The organism is Actinoplanes sp. OR16 (assembly GCF_004001265.1).
Taxonomy (GTDB): Bacteria; Actinomycetota; Actinomycetes; order Mycobacteriales; family Micromonosporaceae; genus Actinoplanes.
On the sequence record NZ_AP019371.1, the window covers coordinates 3,122,907 to 3,141,125 of the forward strand.

Annotated in this window: 11 protein-coding genes; 7 read left to right on the forward strand and 4 right to left on the reverse strand. The window is 69.8% G+C overall.

Annotated elements, in window-relative coordinates:
• Window positions 1-35 precede the first annotated feature (35 nt).
• A complete protein-coding gene (locus EP757_RS14470) occupies window positions 36-1,007 on the reverse strand; it encodes a 2-hydroxyacid dehydrogenase (RefSeq protein ID WP_160165797.1) in 972 nt (323 codons plus the stop codon).
• A gap of 122 nt (window positions 1,008-1,129) precedes the next feature.
• Between EP757_RS14470 and EP757_RS14475 the strand changes: the two genes are divergently transcribed.
• The 3 genes from EP757_RS14475 to purE all read left to right on the forward strand — a co-directional run bounded on the left by EP757_RS14475 (window position 1,130) and on the right by purE (window position 4,882).
• Window positions 1,130-3,178 (forward strand): thioredoxin domain-containing protein, encoded by a 2,049-nt coding sequence (locus tag EP757_RS14475; RefSeq protein WP_127546285.1) that lies wholly within the window; start codon window positions 1,130-1,132, stop codon window positions 3,176-3,178.
• Between the two features lie 64 nt (window positions 3,179-3,242).
• Window positions 3,243-4,385 carry a 5-(carboxyamino)imidazole ribonucleotide synthase gene (locus tag EP757_RS14480; RefSeq protein ID WP_127546288.1) on the forward strand — a complete coding sequence of 381 codons (1,143 nt, stop codon included), beginning with the start codon at window positions 3,243-3,245 and terminating at the stop codon, window positions 4,383-4,385.
• Window positions 4,385-4,882, forward strand: a complete 498-nt coding sequence (gene purE, locus EP757_RS14485) for a 5-(carboxyamino)imidazole ribonucleotide mutase (RefSeq protein WP_127546291.1) — start codon at window positions 4,385-4,387, stop codon at window positions 4,880-4,882. Before EP757_RS14480 ends, purE begins: the two co-directional genes overlap by 1 nt.
• 13 nt (window positions 4,883-4,895) lie before the next feature.
• Here purE and EP757_RS14490 read toward each other — a convergent pair whose 3' ends face one another.
• Window positions 4,896-9,995: an SCO7613 C-terminal domain-containing membrane protein gene (locus tag EP757_RS14490; protein WP_127546294.1), complete on the reverse strand. Its 5,100-nt coding sequence runs from the start codon at window positions 9,993-9,995 to the stop codon at window positions 4,896-4,898.
• Between the two features lie 217 nt (window positions 9,996-10,212).
• Between EP757_RS14490 and EP757_RS14495 the strand changes: the two genes are divergently transcribed.
• Window positions 10,213-11,367 (forward strand): acyl-CoA dehydrogenase family protein, encoded by a 1,155-nt coding sequence (locus tag EP757_RS14495; protein ID WP_127546297.1) that lies wholly within the window; start codon window positions 10,213-10,215, stop codon window positions 11,365-11,367.
• A 467-nt stretch (window positions 11,368-11,834) separates the two neighbouring features.
• Window positions 11,835-12,017: a hypothetical protein gene (locus EP757_RS14500; protein ID WP_127546300.1), complete on the forward strand. Its 183-nt coding sequence runs from the start codon at window positions 11,835-11,837 to the stop codon at window positions 12,015-12,017.
• 635 nt (window positions 12,018-12,652) lie between these two features.
• On the opposite strand, the gene EP757_RS14505 is transcribed toward EP757_RS14500, so the two are convergent.
• Together EP757_RS14505 and EP757_RS14510 are read right to left on the reverse strand one after the other, a co-directional pair.
• On the reverse strand, window positions 12,653-14,158 hold the full coding sequence (locus EP757_RS14505; protein ID WP_127546302.1) for a restriction endonuclease: 1,506 nt from the start codon (window positions 14,156-14,158) through the stop codon (window positions 12,653-12,655).
• 152 nt (window positions 14,159-14,310) lie between these two features.
• Window positions 14,311-16,029, reverse strand: a complete 1,719-nt coding sequence (locus tag EP757_RS14510; RefSeq protein ID WP_127546305.1) for an ATP-binding protein — start codon at window positions 16,027-16,029, stop codon at window positions 14,311-14,313.
• Window positions 16,030-16,334: 305 nt separating this feature from the next.
• Between EP757_RS14510 and EP757_RS14515 the strand changes: the two genes are divergently transcribed.
• Window positions 16,335-16,910 (forward strand): hypothetical protein, encoded by a 576-nt coding sequence (locus EP757_RS14515; RefSeq protein ID WP_127546308.1) that lies wholly within the window; start codon window positions 16,335-16,337, stop codon window positions 16,908-16,910.
• A 246-nt stretch (window positions 16,911-17,156) separates the two neighbouring features.
• The gene (locus EP757_RS43855; protein WP_127546311.1) at window positions 17,157-18,212 is read left to right on the forward strand and encodes a hypothetical protein; all 1,056 of its coding nucleotides are present in this window, start codon (window positions 17,157-17,159) and stop codon (window positions 18,210-18,212) included.
• Window positions 18,213-18,219: the final 7 nt, after the last annotated feature.

The following is an 18,219-nucleotide window of genomic DNA, read 5'->3' on the forward strand; positions in this document are numbered from 1 at the left end:
CGGGTGACCGCCACACGGAGCGCCGCGACCGCATATCAGCGCACTACCCGGTACGGCGCGGGCACGCCGGCCGCCACGGCGAGCAGGTTGTCCGCCGCCATCTCGGCCATCCGGTGCGCCGCCTCGTGGGTGAGGTACGCGCAGTGCGGCGTGACGAGCATCCGCGGCGTGAGGGCGAGCAGCCCGAACGGATCGTCCGCCGGCGTGGGCGTCGGCTCCTGGTAGTAGACGTCGAAGGCGGCAGCCGCGATGCAGTCCTGCAGAAGGGCCTCCCGCAGGGCCGCCGGGTCGACCAGCTCGGCCCGGGCCGTGTTGACCAGGATCCCGGCCGATCCCAGCGCCTTGAGCTCGGTGGCGCCGATCGTCCCGCCGTTGTGGCCCGGCTCGAAGTTCAGGTTCAGGGTGAGCATCTCGACTTCGGAGCAGAGCTGCAGGATGCTGTCGGCCCGCCGGTAGCCGAGCGCGTCCAGCTCGGGCCGGGCGCTCCGGTTCCAGTACCAGATCTCGGTGCCGAACGCGGCTGAGGCCATCCGGGCGACGGTCCGGCCCACATTCCCCATTCCGGCGATCCCCAGCCTGCCGTTCACCAGGGAGGACGTGGCGTCCTCGTGCCACCGTCCGGCGACCGTGTCGTTGGCCCGGGCGGTCACCTGGCGGGTCAGGTCCAGCATCAGCGCGATGGTGAACTCGGCGACCGCGGAGGCGTTGGCGTACGGCGTGTAGGTGAACTCGATGGCGGTCGGCTCGTCGGCCGGCGGCATGAAGGCGTGGTACCCGGTGCCGAGGAAGCAGGCGACCCGGAGGTCGGGGAGCGTGGACCAGAGCTGCTTGGGCACCCGTTCGGAGCCGCCCAGGACGTAACCCCAGGCGCCGGCGAGCGCCGCCCGCACCCGGTCGGCGCCGAGGTCGCCGGGGATCGTGATGATCGAGAGCCCGTTCTTCGTGAGCCGCGCGACGACGTCACTCGGAAACGTCGCGCCGGTGATGACCACACGTCGTTCGTCCATGGTGTCAATGCGCACCTTGCGTAATCGGAGAGTCACCCGTCGTACTCGATGGTTCATCGTGTCGAGGGCGGACGAAATCCGCCTTGCGGGTCGTATTCCGCCCGGCGTGAGAGGGTTGGGGCATGCCCAATCGCCTCGCCGATGCCACGTCCCCTTACCTTCAGCAGCACCGGGACAACCCGGTCGACTGGTGGCAGTGGTCGGCTGAGGCGTTCGAGGAGGCCCGCCGCCGGGACGTGCCGGTGATCATCTCGGTGGGTTATGCGGCCTGCCACTGGTGTCACGTGATGGCTCACGAGTCCTTCGAGGACCCGGCAGTCGCGGAGCTGATGAACGCGGGCTTCGTCTCGATCAAGGTGGACCGCGAGGAGCGCCCTGACGTTGACGCTGTCTACATGACCGCGACGCAGGCCATGACCGGTCAGGGCGGCTGGCCCATGACGGTCTTCGCGACGCCGGACGGCGACCCGTTCTTCTGCGGGACCTATTTTCCTCGCGAGGCGTTCGGCAGGCTGCTGCAGAGCGTCACCACAGCGTGGACCGAGCAGCGCGACGACGTGCTGAAACAGGGTGCCGCGGTGGTCGAGGCGGTCGGCGGCGCGCAGATGATCGGCGGGCCGGTCGCGCCGATCTCCGAGGAGCTTCTCGCGGCCGCCGCGGCGGGTCTGGAGAAAGAGCAGGATCAGCGGTACGGCGGATTCGGCGGCGCGCCCAAGTTCCCGCCGCACATGAACCTCCTCTTCCTGCTGCGCCACCACGAGCGCACCGGGTCGGCGGAGGCGCTGGAGACGGTCCGGCACGCGTGTGAGCAGATGGCCCGCGGCGGCATCTACGACCAGCTGGCCGGCGGTTTCGCGCGCTACGCGGTCGACGAGAGCTGGACCGTGCCGCACTTCGAGAAGATGCTGTACGACAACGCGCTGCTGCTCCGGGTCTACACCCAGCTGTGGCGGCTCACCGGTGACCTGTTCGCCCGCCGGATCGCCGACGAGACCGCCGCCTTCCTGCTGCGTGACCTCGGAACGTCCTCGGGTGGCCTGGCGTCCGCGCTGGACGCCGACGCCGACGGGGTGGAGGGGCTGACCTACGCCTGGACGCCCGTCGAGCTGACCGCGGCGCTGGGTGAGGACGACGGCGCCTGGGCAGCGGATCTCTTCGGTGTGACGGTCGGGGGGACGTTCGAGCACGGCAAGAGCGTCCTGGTCCTGGCCCGGGACATCGACGCGGCCGATCCGGCGCTGGTGGAGCGCTGGCAGGACGTCCGGCGGCGGCTGCTCGCGGCTCGTGCCGGCCGTCCCCAGCCGGCCCGCGACGACAAGGTGGTCGCCTCGTGGAACGGCCTGGCGATCACCGCGCTGGCCGAGCACGGCGTGCTCACCGGCTCGGCCGAGTCCCGGGACGCGGCGGTCGCCCTGGCCGGGGTGCTCGCCGACCGTCACCTCGTCACGACGCGGGAGGACGCGCCCCGGGATCCTGGAGCGGACCAGCCCTCCGGCGGCGTCCGGCTGCGGCGGGTGTCGCGGGACGGTGTGACCGGGGAGCCGGCCGGTGTGCTGGAGGACTACGGCTGCGTGGCCGAGGCGTTCCTCGCTGTGCACCAGGTGACGGCCGAGGGCCGGTGGCTGGAGCTGGCCCGCGAGTTGCTCGACGTCGCAGTGGCGCGGTTCGGCAGCGGCGACGGCGGCTTCTACGACACCGCCGACGACGCGGAGAAGCTGCTCACCAGGCCGGCCGACCCGACCGACAACGCCACGCCGTCCGGGCTGTCGGCGATCTGCGCGGCGCTGGTGTCGTGCGCGGCGCTCAGCGGCGAGACCTCCTACCGGGAGGCCGCCGACCGGGCCCTCGCCACCGCCGGCCCGCTGATCGGGGGACATCCGCGGTTCGCCGGCTATGCGGCAGCGGTCGCCGAGGCGGCGCTGACCGGCCCGTTCGAGATCGCGATCGCCACCGCGGATCGGGAGGCGGCGAGCCCGCTGGTCGAGGCCGCGCACTGGTCGGCGCCGGGCGGGTCGGTGATCGTGGTGGGGGAGCCGGATCGTCCCGGTGTGCCACTGCTCGCCGACCGGCCCCTGATCGACGGGGCCGCGGCGGCCTACGTGTGCCGTGGCTTCGTCTGCGACCGGCCGGTCACGAGGCCCGGCGAGATCGCGGCGAAAGTGGGGCGGTGAAACGTACCGGGCAGATGGGGTTGATTTCTGATCTTCACCTCGGCGTCGCTAGGCTGGCCTGGCGATGGATACCCGAACCGGACTGCCTGTAGTCGGCATGGTGGGCGGCGGCCAGCTGGCCCGGATGACCCACCAAGCTGCCATTTCCCTCGGCCAGTCACTGCGCGTGCTCAGTGAGAAGCCTGACGACAGTGCCGCGCTGGTCGCGGCCGACGTGCCGATCGGCACGCACACCGACCTGTCCGCGCTGCGCGAGTTCGCGAAGGGCTGCGACGCGGTCACGTTCGACCACGAGCACGTGCCGACCGAGCACATCGAGGCGCTCGAGGCCGAGGGCGTGAAGATCTTCCCGGGGTCGAAGGCGCTGGTCTTCGCCCAGGACAAGGGCTTGATGCGCGAGCGTCTGGCCGATCTCGGAGCGCCGGTGCCCCGCTGGCGGCGGGTGAGCACGGCCGAGGAGATCGAGGCCTTCGCGGCCGGTTCCTGGCCGGTGGTGGCGAAGGCCACCCGAGGGGGGTACGACGGACGCGGCGTGTGGATGGTCGCTTCCCCCGAAGCGGCGGCCGACCTCGTCTCGACGGGCATCCCGCTGATCGTCGAGGAGAGGGTCCCGCTGCGCCGGGAGCTGGCCGCGCTGGTGGCCCGCTCGCCGTTCGGGCAGGTCGCGGCGTACCCGGTGGTCGAGACCGTGCAGAAGGACGGCATCTGCGTCGAGGTGATCGCCCCGGCGCAGGACCTCGACGACGAGCTGGCCATCGAGGCGCAGCAGCTCGCCATCGACCTCGCCAACGAGCTCGGCGTCGTCGGGCTGCTCGCCGTCGAGCTGTTCGAGACCGCCGACGGCATCGTCGTCAACGAGCTGGCCATGCGCCCGCACAATTCCGGGCACTGGACCATCGAGGGCGCCCGGACCTCGCAGTTCGAGCAGCACCTGCGGGCCGTGCTGGACTACCCGATGGGGTCCACCGAGCTGGCCGCGCCGGTCGTCGTGATGGCGAACGTGCTCGGTGGCGCACCCGGTGGCATGTCCCTCGACGAGCGGCTGCACCACCTCTTCGCCGAGGTGCCGGACGCGCGGGTGCACCTCTACGGCAAGCAGGTCCGGCCCGGCCGCAAGATCGGGCACGTGACGGTTCTCGGCTCCGATCTGGCAGACGTGCGGGCGCGGGCGAACCGGGCCGCCCAGTGGCTTCAGGAAGGCAAGTGATGGCACCCGTCGTCGGCATCATCATGGGCAGCGACTCCGACTGGCCCACCATGGAGGCCGCGGCGATCGCTCTGGCCGAGTTCGAGGTGCCGTTCGAGGTCGGCGTCGTCTCCGCGCACCGGACCGTCCGCAAGATGGTCGACTACGCCGAGTCGGCCGCCGACCGGGGCATCAAGGCGATCATCGCGGGCGCCGGCGGCGCGGCCCACCTGCCGGGCATGGTGGCGGCTCTCACGCCGCTGCCGGTGATCGGCGTCCCGGTGCCGCTCAAGCACCTGGACGGCATGGACTCGCTGCTCTCCATCGTGCAGATGCCGGCCGGGGTGCCGGTCGCGACGGTGTCGATCGGCGGGGCGCGCAACGCCGGCCTGCTGGCCGTCCGCATCCTCGGCGCCGCCGATCCGACGCTGCGGCAGAAGATGCTGGCGTTCCAGGCCGGCCTGGAGAAGCTCGTCGGCGAGAAGGACGAAGCCCTCCGGGCCAAGCTCCTGGGCTGACCCGCCCGGGACGTCAGCGCATCTTCGACAGCACACCGCGGAGTTGCTGGGTGCGGCGGCGGTTCTCGCTCGTCGCACCCAGGAAGAGCAGGATCACCCCGACCGGTACGAGGACCAGCCACGGCCCGACCAGGTTGAAGCCGAACCAGAGCGCCGCGAACACGGTGGCGATCGCGCCGATCACCACCGGCGCCTGCTGCTGGGTCCGGGAGCCGATGATCAGGGTGGCCACCGCGCCGAGCAGCAGCAGGACCGGGCGGGCGTCGTTGCCGGCGTCGGCGAGGACGATGCCCATGGTCGGGACGAACGCGGCCAGCAGCGCCGGGCCGTACGCCGCCCAACTGCTCAGATCGGGCCGGTGGTGCGCCTCGATGATGCCGACCGCGAGGGCCAGGGCCGCGAACGGCAGGGTGTACGCCTCCGGGACGGCGACCTCGGCGAGCGCGATGAACAGCCACCAGCCGACGATCTCGAACCCGACCGCGACCCAGAAGAGCGTCCGGCGCTGCTGCGGGGTCCGGTCCGGGCGGGACGCCGTGAGGCCGAGCACCGCCCCCCAGGCGGCCAGCAGTGCGGCGAGGTGGGCCGGGGAGTCGAAGGCCAGCACGCCGGCGATCAGGGCCGAGGCGTAGCCGCACCACTCGACGGTGACGGCCTCGGCACGGTACTGCGGCAGGCCGAGCCGGGGCAACGCCGCCTCCAGCGAGAGCAGCACAGCGCTGACAGCGAGCACGCCGAACGCCGCCCACTGCCGTTCCAGCCCCGCCGAGATCGCCACGGTCAGCACGAACATCTGACCCATCAGAGCGGCGAAGAGCCAACCCAGGATCCGAGCCATCTGGGTACGCCCGCCGACCGCCGCGACCAGGCCCACTCCGACAGCGCTGCCCAGTGTGAAGAGCGTCAGGGGTTCCTCGGCGAGACTGCCGGCCAGACCCGCTCCACCGGCGAGCAGCCCGATGACGAACACGATGCTGCGAGTGGTCCGCAGCAGTGGCGCCCGGGTCGCGGCCGGCGGCGGGGTGAGCGCCAGGCCGAGCATCGAGATCGTGAAGACCACCAGCGCCGCGCCGGTGGCGGCCGGGAATCCGGCGTGCAGGGCGATCGGTGTGATCAGCAGGGTCAGCGCGACACCCGGCAGGATCACCGGGACGGTCTCCGAGGCCTTGCCGCCGAAGCCGAGCGCCGCCAGCGCCGCCGCGCCGGTGAGCAGGACAGCGGCCAGGGCGCTGGTGGCGTCCACGTTGCCGGCGTCCGGCACTGCCAGCGCCGGGATCGGGCCCTCCCAGGTCGCGTTGACCTGCTTGAGCGGGTCGATCAGGGCGGCGCGCAGGGCCGGGGCCAGCGAGAACAGAGCCAGCAGTGTGGGCAGCAGCGCCAGCCAGACCGCGCCGGTCGCCGGGTCGGCCAGCCAGCGCTCGCCCAGCCCGCCGGCGGTCAGGCCGCTCGATCGCAGGGTGCCGCGGCGGGCCCGGACGTATCGTGGCGCCGGATATTCCAGCGGCGCGACCCGTTGCACCGGGGCCGGGGTGGCGCCACGCAGGAGTTCGGCGAGGACGCCCAGGAGGGCGGCCGCGGCGGCGTACAGGGCGGTGGGGTAATCGGACGGCACCGAGGCGAGCGCGGTGATCGTCGCGCCCAGCACCAGGCCGATCGTGGCCCAGGGCAGGAACTGCGGGATGTACTTGCCGAGAGCGGCGAGGACGGCCAGCCCGATGCTCGACGCGGCGAGCGCGGCGGTCAGCACGACCTGGACGTCGTACCCCTGATCGGCGGCCGCCGCCGCGAAGACGCCGGGGAGCGCCAGCAGGATCGAGCCGGTCGCGGCGCCGCCGATCTGGGCGCGGTGCCGGGGCAGCGCGCTGGACGGCATCGTCGCGTTCTCCGCGGCCTCCTCGGCCGCCTCCACCGGATCGGGTGCGGCGCCGCGGATCGGCATCCGGGCCAGCACCGCGACCAGGGTGCCGAGCATCACGACCAGCAGCAGGGCGAGCGCCGTCGCCCACGGGCGGACCAGGCAGGCCGCCACGGCGTGCAGCAGGACCACGGCGGCGACGGCGGCCCGGGCCCGTGCCGCGGAGGGGGAGGGCGCGGCCACCGAGGCCAGCCCGTACGCGATGGCGACCGCCCCGCCCACGAGCAGCGGCGCCCACCAGGGCATGCCGAGCGCCCATGGCGTGCCGATGGTGGCGAGCGCGGCGGCGAGCCCGGAGGCCCAGTGCGACCAGGGCTTCGACATCCCGATCGCAGCGGTGATGGCGACCATGGCGAGCGCGAACGGCGCCTGCCACGCCCCGGCCGGCGGGCCCTGCGGGTAGGCGGTCAGGTCGGCCGCCCAGAACGGGCCGGGCAGCGCCAGGATCCGCAGGCCACCGGAGACCGCCTGGGCGCCGGCGATCAGGCCGACGACCAGGGCGGCGATGCCGAGGCCACGGGACGGCCCGCGCTTCCAGTCCTCCGGCAGCACGGTGACGCCCATGCCGACCAGCAGCACGACGACACCGGCGACGGCGAGCGGCGAGTTCGGGAAGGCGAGCGCGGCGACCCGGGCCAGCGCGCCGCAGATCGCCACGGTGGCGGCCGCAGCGGCGATGTCCGGGCCGTCGAGGAGCCGGTCGTTGCGGCCGCGCTCGTCGATCGACTTCGCGAAGAAGAGCAGGCCGGCGGCGCCGAGCAGCAGCGCGCCCACCCACAGGTCGGGCGCTGCCGCACCGGGCGCGAAGAGGGCGGCCACTGCCATCGCCACGGCGCCGATGCCGGTGCCGAGGGTGAGCGGCAGGCTGATCTCGCGGCGGGCCACCTGGTAGACGGCCGCGTAGCTGAGCGTGCAGGCCACCGCGAGGAAACCGGCGGCCAGGGCCGGGACGGTCGCGGCCTCGGTGGGCGGCGGGCCGCCACCGGGATCGGCGAGGGCCAGGGCGGCGGTCACCGCGGCGCCGGGCAGCGCCAGCGCGGCGGCGCCGGACGCCCAGTCGCCGATCACCCAGGCGAAGAGCCGGACCGGGATCTGCCGGGCCGCGATCGCGACCATGACGCCGGCCCCGCCGAGCGCGGTCAGCACCGCGGCGGTCAGCCAGGAGGCGCTCAGCGCGGCTGCCGCGCCGAACAGCCCGACGACGCCGGCGCCGATGACGTGCGCGAACGCGATCCGCCGGGTACTCGCCCAGAGGCCCGCGGCGCCGAGTCCGATCGATCCGAGCACCAGCGGCCAGGGTGCCTCGGACCAGGGCAGGCCGAGCGAGGCGGGCACGGCCAGCGCGGTCAGCGTGATGCCGGCGACCGCGCCCTCGTGCCGGATGCTGACCGGCAGCGCCAGCGCGGCGGCGACGGTGAGCAGCAGGGCGCTGAACGCCAGCAGCCAGCCGGACGGGCCGACCGCCTCGGCGAGCTGTTGAGCGTATGCCGAGGTGTCCGCGTTCCAGATCGGGCGAGCCGCGGCGACCGGTGCGAGCGCGGCCCGGATCGCGTCGATCGAGATGATCAGCCCGATGATCGTCAGGGCGCCGGTGGACGCCCACTGCGGACCGCGGCGGATCGGCCTGTCGAGCAGGCCGACGACCGCGCCGGTGATCGCGACGGTGGCCGCGGCGATCACCAGGGTCCAGCGTGGCGAGATCACGTCGGCGAGCCGGGCGGTCGTGCCGATCACGGCCAGGGTCAGCAGCGCGCCCGCCACGTTCAGCGCGAGCGGGTTCTGCAGCAGCCGGGCCGCGAAGACCGTGGTGAGAGCGGCCGCGACCAGGATCAGGCCGGACCGCAGGGCGTCGGACACCACCTCGGCCTGCAGCAGCGCCACCGACGAGTAGATGAGCGCGCCCGCGCTGGCGAAGCAGAGCAGCGCGAACGTCAGCTCCCGCAGCCAGTCCGCGGACGGCGGCGAGGCGGGCGGCGCGAGCGGCACCGAACCGGCCGGCGGCGCGTCCTCCGGGCGCGGGCCCGGGAAGATCCGGGTCGGCAGCCAGCGCCTCTTCGGCCGGGTCAGACCGGAGATGATCAGGTCGGGCTCTTCCGGCTGGGACTCCGGGCGGGGCGGCGCGTCCGGATCCGGGCTGGTGAACCTCTCCGGGTCGGCGTCCGCGAGCGACTCCCGGTCCGGTGGCAGCGGGCGGCCCAGTGGCCAGCGCGGCACCAGCCGGCCGGATCGGATCACGGTGGTGAGCAGCAGCAGGTCGAGCACGGCCACGACGGTCAGGGCCAGGCCCCAGCCCGCCGGGCTCTGGATCAGCGGGTACGCGAGGAGCGGCGCCACCGGCTGGGCCGCGATCACCGTCGCGTAGCGGGGGGCCGCCAATCGCGTGACCCCGGCGTACGCGAAGCCCGCAATCGCGGTGATGGCGAACGTGATCCCGAGGTAGAGCGCGACGGGGACATCGGGTCCGCCGGCGAGCGCGCTGCCGTGCAACGCGAAGAGCGTCATCGGGAACAGGATCAGCCCGACCGCGGCGACGGTCTCGCCGGTGGAGGTCAGACCCCGCTTGGCGATGCCGGGCGCGGCGGTGAGGGCGATGCCGGTGGCGAGAGCGAGGATGAGGGTACGGGCGAACGGGTTCTCCACCGCGACACCGGCGAACACCACGGCGGCCACACCGAGCAGGAGCGCGCCCAGCACCAGCAGGATGTTCTGCACGGACTGGGTGGACGCCTCCGGCGGGTGCTCCGGGGGCGGCGGCTGACGGCGGGGGCCGGGGGCCACCCGCTCGGTCGGCGGCGGATCGTCGACGAGCATCGTGACACCGTCGGTGGCGACCCCGGGCGGACCGGTGTGCCGGGTGCCCGGCTCGGCCCAGTCGGGAGGAGGCGCGCCGCGGCCACGGCCACCGCCCCGCGACGGCGGCGGTGGCGGATCGTCCTGAACGGGCCGGCCGGCGGGCGGTGGCGGAGGTGGGAAGTCGCCGCCGGCCGCTGGTTTGCGGCGGGTCGTCCGCTTGCTCTTGGTGCCCTTGGCCTTCTGGGCGTGCGAGAGGATGTCCCGCTGGAACTGCGCGGCCTGGATCTTGCTGGCTATCTTGGTCCGCTCGGCGGCCGCCTGCATGTCCTTGACCTTGAGCTCCGCGATGGAGGCGTCGATCCGCGCCAGATCGTCGGCGTAATCGGACTCGTCAGCCTGCGCCACGGGGCCTCCTCGACTCCTCTTGGTAACTAGAGCATGCCGGTCGGACACCTCATTAGAACAGTCTCAACCGGGTGGAGATCCGTGGAAACGGCACGGAACCCGGCACTTTTCCAGGTGGTACTTCCCCGGGGGATCTTCCGCACACCGCGGACTGTTGCACCGGCGGTGCTACGCGCCGGTAACATGACGGCGGGACCCCTTAGGGAAGGTTAAGGTCATGTCTGATTTCGACGCATATCGGCTGCCGGAGGATCACGAGACCATTCGCGCCGCCGTGCGCGAGGTCTGTGAGGCGCGGGTCGCTCCCCACGCCGCCGAGGCCGATGAGACCAGTGAGTTCCCCAAGGCGTCGTACGACGCTCTGCGGTCCTCCGACTTCCACGCGCCGCACATCCCGGCCGAGTACGGCGGCGCCGGAGCGGACGCCCTCGCCACCGCGATCGTGATCGAGGAGGTGGCCCGGGCCTGCGCGTCGTCCTCGCTGATCCCGGCGGTCAACAAGCTCGGCACCATGCCGCTGATCATCGCGGGTTCCCACGAGCTCAAGTCCCGCTATCTCTCCAAGGTCGCCGCGGGCGAGGCGATGTTCTCGTACTGCCTCTCCGAGCCGGAGGCCGGCTCCGACGCCGCCTCGATGACCACCCGCGCGGTCCGCGACGGCGACCACTGGGTGCTCAACGGCGTGAAGCGGTGGATCACCAATGCCGGCGTCTCCGAGTTCTACACCGTCTTCGCGGTCACCGACCCGGCCGCCCGCTCCAAGGGCATCTCCGCCTTCGTCGTGGAGAAGTCCGACGAGGGCGTCAGCTTCGGCGCCCCGGAGAAGAAGCTCGGCATCAAGGGCTCGCCGACCCGCGAGGTCTACTTCGACAACGTGCGCATCCCGGCCGACCGCATGATCGGCGACGAGGGCACCGGCTTCGCCACCGCCATGAAGACCCTCGACCACACCCGGGTCACCATCGCCGCCCAGGCCATCGGCATCGCGCAGGGCGCCCTCGACTTCGCGCTGAACTACGCCAAGGAGCGCAAGCAGTTCGGCAAGCCGATCGCCGACTTCCAGGGCCTGCAGTTCATGCTCGCCGACATGGGCATGAAGCTCGAAGCGGCCCGGCAGCTCACCTACGCCGCGGCCGGCAAGAGCGAGCGCGGCGACGCCGACCTCACCTACTTCGGGGCGGCCGCCAAGTGCTTCGCCTCCGACGCCGCCATGGAGATCACCACCGACGCCGTCCAGATCCTCGGCGGCTACGGCTACACCCGGGACTACCCGGTGGAGCGCATGATGCGCGACGCGAAGATCACCCAGATCTACGAGGGCACCAACCAGGTGCAGCGCATCGTCATGGCGCGGCAGCTCCTGAAGGGCTGAAGTAGTAGGTTTCCGCAGCAGCTCAGGTGGGTATAGAGCAGGGCCGACTGTAGACAGTCGGCCCTGTTTTGGCCTCGAAAACTCGTAGAATTCCGCGATTTGCGCATGTGCTATCCCTATCGACGGATCGTGCGGGCGCGACGCGGCACTTCAATGGGTTTGTAGAGCTGTTTTCCCAGCTCAGACCCCTATGAGTTGCACGTTCCGGTTACATCGAGCGCTCGCTTTGCAACAGAGCGTGGTCTACTGGGGATACTTTCGGTGGTCTTCATGGCGAAATCCTGGGCATCGCGATCGACTAGTTTAAGTGAATAAGTCGAATTGTTGGTCGTCAATTTGGCCCAAGGCTGCCGTTCTGTGGAGTTCTGGTGAGCGACTTGAGGCTTCGGGGTGGGGCGGCGAAAGGGCTGGACACGTGGCCGCCTGAAACTGCTGCGGTCGTTGCTCTAGGTAGCACAAGGTTCGTCTTGCGCCTTTTGTCACGGTCGCTGAGCCGAGTTCGCGGCCAGCGAGCCGCCTGGCCCAAGACCGGCAGGGTCATCACGAAGGCCAAGGTCGCGGCGATGGCGATCCCGGCCGCGGGAGCTATCGGCCTGCTCGGCGCCGAACAATGCCCGGACGGCGACCCAGGCGGCCAGGACGAGGAATGACGCGGCGATCAGTCGCAGTGCGAGCCGTTCGCGGGCTTCCGGGGTGTGGAGCGGAACTGCCAGATCGCCACCAGCACCGAGGGCACCTCGAGGAAGGAACCGACCAGATCCTGCCGCGCTCCCAACCGAACGCCTCCGCTCGACCTCATTCAGCTCCGGTTCGAGTGGTCTTGGGCCACTCAAGCTGGTCATGGAAATTACGGCAGGTCTTCCAGATTGCCGGGAATCTCAATTTCACTGGGCCTTGCCGGATCTTTCGGGTTCCTCCGCAACTGGAGGATCAAAACTCGCAGGAGTGCCAAGGCATGCCTTCGACCGGCCTCATCAGCGGTTAGGGGCTAGGAGGTCACCTTGAAGATCAAATATGCACGAAACACCGTAGCGACACCGGTAAGCGCCCCCGCGCTCAGCAACGCGATTGCCCAGTTTTCCATCTTCCCGGCCGGACCCCTCCTGCTCGCCCTTAAAAGAACAGGCAGGAGGATCATTTCGGCGCCGCGCACCGTTATACAGGAATACCGGGCAGTAGGGAATGCCGTTTAGTGGTCGTTTTACTTCCAAGATCGATTCACTCTCCTGTCGCTGATCATGCGTGCTGAGCGCATGCTCCGACGCACTGCCCGGCGGGCGGGATGTCAGTCGATGTCCGACTTTTGCCAACCGGGCGGGAGTTTTTCGAGCCCGATGAGGACGTCGAGGTGGAGGTGCTCTTTGAGGAGATATTTGAGTTCGCGGCCTTCGATGATGACGATGCGGCCGTTCGCGGTGGCGAAGTCACGGCTGGCCTTGCCAACCCATGAGGTCGTGACGAGCACACCTTTGGCCGCCCGCTTGTGATCCATGACGCCGGCCAGGGCCTGAACTGCTTCGACGCCGACGATTCTGCTGTAGCGCTTGGCTTGAATGATGCAGAGTCCGCCGACGATGGGGTCGTTGTTAACGGCGACACCGTCAACGCCGTCGTCCTTGGACGCCTGGGTGACCCAGGATTTCATGCCTCTGGCCTCAAAAAGCCGGCGGATCAGATGCTCGAAAGCACCGGGTGACAGGGTGAGCAGGTCGGTGCGGCTGTCCATGCCGGCGACCACGTCCATCTCGTCGACGAATTTGTACTTGGACAGGTCGAAGGAGACGACTGGCTGAACGGCTTCGAGGTCGTACGGGTGCGGCGACACTATGGCGTTGAGATGGCTGCGGAGACAGAGAACGGGATCGAGTGCCGGTTCGTCGAGTTCGATCTCAGCGAAGCGGCCGCGTTCCGAGCCGATGCTGATCAGCAGCGGGCGGACGGCTCGGCCGGTGGCCTTGTCCTTGGTCGAGACGTAGCCGTTGAAGACGATAGCCGAGACGATGTCAGGGGACGTCGCGTCGAAGGCCTCGGCCAGGGTGCGGAGAGTCAGCCGTGCGAGGAGATCTCCGTATAGGGCTTTAATCTCGGCGTCTTTGCGTGGGGCGGCTGTCATGCCTTTGGCTTTGGTGTATCGGTAGGCGACCACGGTGGGAACGGCCTCCTGGAGCGGAAGCTCGTACTCGATGAGCAGTTCCCTGGAGGCGGCGTCGTAGTGCGCGGCGACCCTTCCCGTCAATCCTTCTGGATAACGGGACTGGGCAAGAGCGTGCTGAAGTCGTTCAACGAGGCCTGTCGGGCCGCCGTGAGACAGTGCGGCACTCAGTTCGAGTACGGCGTTGCGTGTGTCCCGGTTGCGGTTACGCAGCAGCGCCGAATACTCGGCGAGCGTGTTGCTTACCGCCTCAGTACGGAACTCGGCCTCGGCGGTCTTGAGAGCGAACTCCTCGTCGGCTGCATGCCGTTTCGCCGCCGCTGCCTCCTGAGCTCTCGTCCGAGCCTCGGTCGCCTGCCGACGTTCCTCGGCACGTTCTCGTTGTGCCGCCTCGCGGGCGGCCTTGGCCGTTGCTTGCTCAGTGAGCCGTTGAGCCTGCACTTGCTGGCGCAGGCGTTGCGCCTCGGCCTTCTTTGCCGCGGCTTCCGCCTGCTTCGCCTCCCGCTGGGCTTCGGCTTCCTGCCGCCGCTGTTCGGCAATCAACTCACGGTGCCTGCGTGCCTCCGCCTGGGCCTCGAGCTTTTTGGCCTGCTTGCGGGCATCGAGAATCTGGGCGAGAAGGCCCTTGCGTTGCGCCATTCGTCCTCCGTGGATCCGGCCACTCGGCATGACCGTAACCGAAACTGCTACGCAGTGGAATGCATCGCTCGCTCCAGGTGATCGCTATGCCACGCGTGAATATGTACAGCGTCACGGCGTAGGGGCGTTACCTCGCCCGACGGCATCCGAGATCAGCCGGCTATCCCGGTCCACCGGTAGCGGCGCTTAGGGCTTCGAGTGGGGCCGACGGCGTCGATGATTCCCGCTTCCACCATGTTGCGCAGGTGGTTCTGGACTGCGCGTCGGGACAGTCCAGTCGCTTCGGCCAGCTCGCCGGCCGTCGCCTCGCCGCGGATTTTGAGCGCCTGTCCCACGTCGGGCGTCAATTCGTCGGGTAGCGCGGAGAAGAGGTCAGGAGCCTCAGCCCGTCCGGAAACGGCAGGGTCGAGAACGTACCGTGCGTAGCGGCGGCCGCCTTCCTTGAGCGCGAGGCCCTGATCGACGAGATCTCGCAGAACCTGGCCGGCGGTGACGCGGTCCACGCCCCATTGCCGGAGCATCTCGTTGGTCAGGTAGTCCGCGTGCAGCATCGCCACGGCGATCTGATGCGCTGGTGTAGGCAGATGCGCGCCGAGTCCCGCGATCCAGCGGCGGGTTTCAGGGCTGAGGAGTTCCGATCGCGCCATGGTGACCATGAAGCTGGCGATGGAGCTGCGGAAGCTGGGCCGGGGCAGACCGCGACTGCGCGCTACGGCGAGCATCGCGGGAATGCCGGAGGATCGGTTCTCGGCGACGAGCTCGTTCGACGAGGGGAGGTAGGTGTCGGCGAGAAGGCTGGCCAGCACCGTATTCCGCGAGGACGAGATTCCCGCTTCGCCGAGTTCGTCGACGGTGACTCCGCCGTAAAGGCCGCCTGGACTGCGAATGACGAGTCGGTCGGGGAACAGTTCGACCTGTACCTGCGTGCCGCGGGTCACGGGGCTGTAGTCGCGATGCATCAGTGCGTTGACGAGTGCTTCACGGACGGCCTCCAGCGGATACTCGACCTCGTCGACGCGTGAGCCGCGATCACTGATGACCGCTCGGACCGCGAGGTTCCGCCGGAGCATGGACAGCGTGGTCTCGATCATCTCAGGGATGGAGCCCCGAACGGTCAGGTTGTCCAGGAATCTCGTCCCGGAGGCGCGATCTGGGCTGTGCACGACGACCGAGACCATCAGCTGGGGAAAGTACTGCTGCGGAAATTGTCCGTAGGCTAGGAGCCCGGCGAGCGTCAGCGGCGCGTCGGCCGTACGCCCGGCGGTGATCCCGAGCCGGAAGAGGACGGTCGGGTCGTCGGCCTGGGCGAGCTTGGGAAACCCGGATCGGATCCTGCGCAGCGTACGGCGCAACGCCTCATCGTCCAGATCGTGGACCGTCGTCTCCTCGACGACTTCCCGGTCGTACAAGGGCTGGGTCCGTGAGGCCATGACCAGGGCGATCTCGGCTTCGGTCATGTGACGATCACCGTCGCCGCCGCGTAGGTAGGAACCTCCCGAGATTCCCTGTGCTGTGACGTATACGGGGCGCCGGTCCGCCGGCGCTGGAGGTACTTCGGCGACGACTAGCCATCGGTGCTCGACCTCGAGGATTTCCACGTTGATCTGTAGCGGTGGCGTTATGTCATCCCGGGACATCTGCATCAGCGCATCGCGAAGCGCTGGAGGGTCCGTCAGTTCCACCAGGCTGAATCCGCTCGCCTCGTCAACGCCGAGCAGTAACGTCCCGCCATCGGTGTTCGAGAACGCGGAAAGTGTCTCCCGTACCGACTTGGGCATCCCGCCGGCGGCACGCTTGGCTTCTATCCGTGTCGGCTCTCCGCCCATTCGCCGCAGTACGGCAAGGGCTTCCCTGACGGCTTCAGCACCCATGTCTCCCATCCCACCATTCGACTTCGCACCCTGACAAGCCGGGGTGCGAAGTTCTGCGAAGTTCTGCGAAGTAGGTGCGAAGTTGTGCGCGAGTCAAGCCGCAGCTGGCTGATTGTGCGAGACAGTGCCCATGGTCGCGCGTGAGCGCCGGCTGCCCCGTCCCGGGCGGCTGCCCTGCGTGTGAGACATGCGGAAGCCCTTTCAGTCGACAGCGGCTGGGGGTGCCCGAGGCGACCGAGGAGGACCGGCCCGCCCGCAGCAGAACACCACTGATCGCCGGCGTCGTCCTCCTGGTCGCCGCTGTCGTGGCCGGCATCCTGCTGATACCGAAGCTGCTCGACCGCGAAGACCCTGCTGCCGACGGTCAGATATCCCCCACGGCCACCGAAATCACCGAGACAGTAACGCCGGAGACCACGGAACCCGAGACGCCGACCGCCGAACCGACCACACCGGATCCGACCACCCCGACCCAGGTCGGTGTAGTCACGATCGGCCAGAACGTCACGGACATCCGCGCCGCCGACATCGCCGCGATGTTCGACACCTACTTCGGCGGCATCAACGCCAAGGACTACGGCCGGGTCGCCTCGGCGCTCGACCCGGCCGGCGTCATCGACCCCACCGATCCGGCCCAGATGGCCGCGTTTCAGGAGGGGACCCGCACCACCCAGAACTCTGAGGTGATCCTGCACCGACTCGGCGACGGCGCCGAGGGCACGCTCGCCGAAGTGACATTCCGCAGTACGCAGGAAGCAGGCGCCGGACCAAAGGGGCGCGCCGGCGAAACGTGTACCCAGTGGAGCATCGACTACACGCTGACCGAAACGAATGGCGCTTTTCGGATCCTGCGCGGCGCCGCCGACTCGAAGCCCTGCTGAAGCGATTTCACAGAAAGCGTTCTTCGGAATTCATCGGTGAATCTGATCGGCAGCTCACCCCGATGGGCGGTAGCCGACTCGCTGAGCAGCGCGGTGACCCGCCTTCTCGTCATCGCGCTGTTCCCCTCCGCATCGACCGGCCGACGCCGGCTTCCTCTTGGTGCGTAGGACATTGATCCATTGTGGGAGCGCGCCCGTATCGATGGGTGAAGCAGCATGTCTTTGCCATCGGGAAGGCGCGGGCGAATGGGCAGGTCTCGGTACAGCAAGTCGCGGGGGATCTCGCGGCGCTGGCAGGTCGTTGCGGTCGTGGGGGTCGCGGTCACGATCACCGGCGTGGGGCTCGGTGTGGCGTCGGCGGCGGAAGGTGTGCCGACCGTCAACTGCCCGCAGGTCGACGTCGGAGGGAACGTGCCGGCTCAGGCTCGGGCGGAGGTCGACCGCAATCTCGCTCTGCTGCAGACGCAGATCCAGGAGGCGAACGCCCGGATCGTCAGCACGCAGGGGCAGGGCGGGGCGAACTTCATCCAGAACGCGATCCTCGGGCCGCTGAAGGACAAGCGGTTCGCGACGATCAACCGGATCGAGACCGCCATCGGGCGGAACGCGCAGAAGCCGAACCTGAACGCCGAAGGGCTGTCGGGCTGCACCCTCAACGAGGACGGCGGCGGAGACGACACCAACGCCGGCGGTGGGAACGACAACGGCGGCGGGAACAACGGCGGCGGGAACAACGGCGGCGGGAACGTTCCGGGGGCCAACCTCGGGATCCTGACGAACAGCTGTGACACCAGCGGGCTGCAGGCGCACGACGGCTTCCAGAAGGGTGACCGGTGCGTCTCCACCGAGTTCGGTGAGGTCGGCGCCGCCGCGAACAACCCGACGCTGCTGATCACCCAGGCGCCTACCCAGGTACGCCGGAACCAGGCCTTCACACTGCGGATCAGCACCCGCAACCTGATCCGGGACCGGTTCCTCGCGGCCGGCCAGGGCGGGTACTACGTGGAGTCGAGCGTTCTGCAGAACGGCCTGGTCCGCGGCCACTTCCACACCGCCTGCCGGATGCTGGCCAGCACCCGCTCGGCACCGGATCCGGCACCGGTGCCGGCGTTCTTCGTCGCGACCGAGGACAGCCGGGGCGGTGCTCAACCGGATACCGTCACCATTCAGGTTCCCGGCCTGCCCCAGGCCGGCACCGCGCAGTGCGCCTCGTGGGCGGGTGACGGCTCGCACCGGATCCCGATGATGGAGCGTGCCAACCAGACGCCGGCCCTCGACGCGGTCCGGATCAGGGTGCGGTGATCATCGA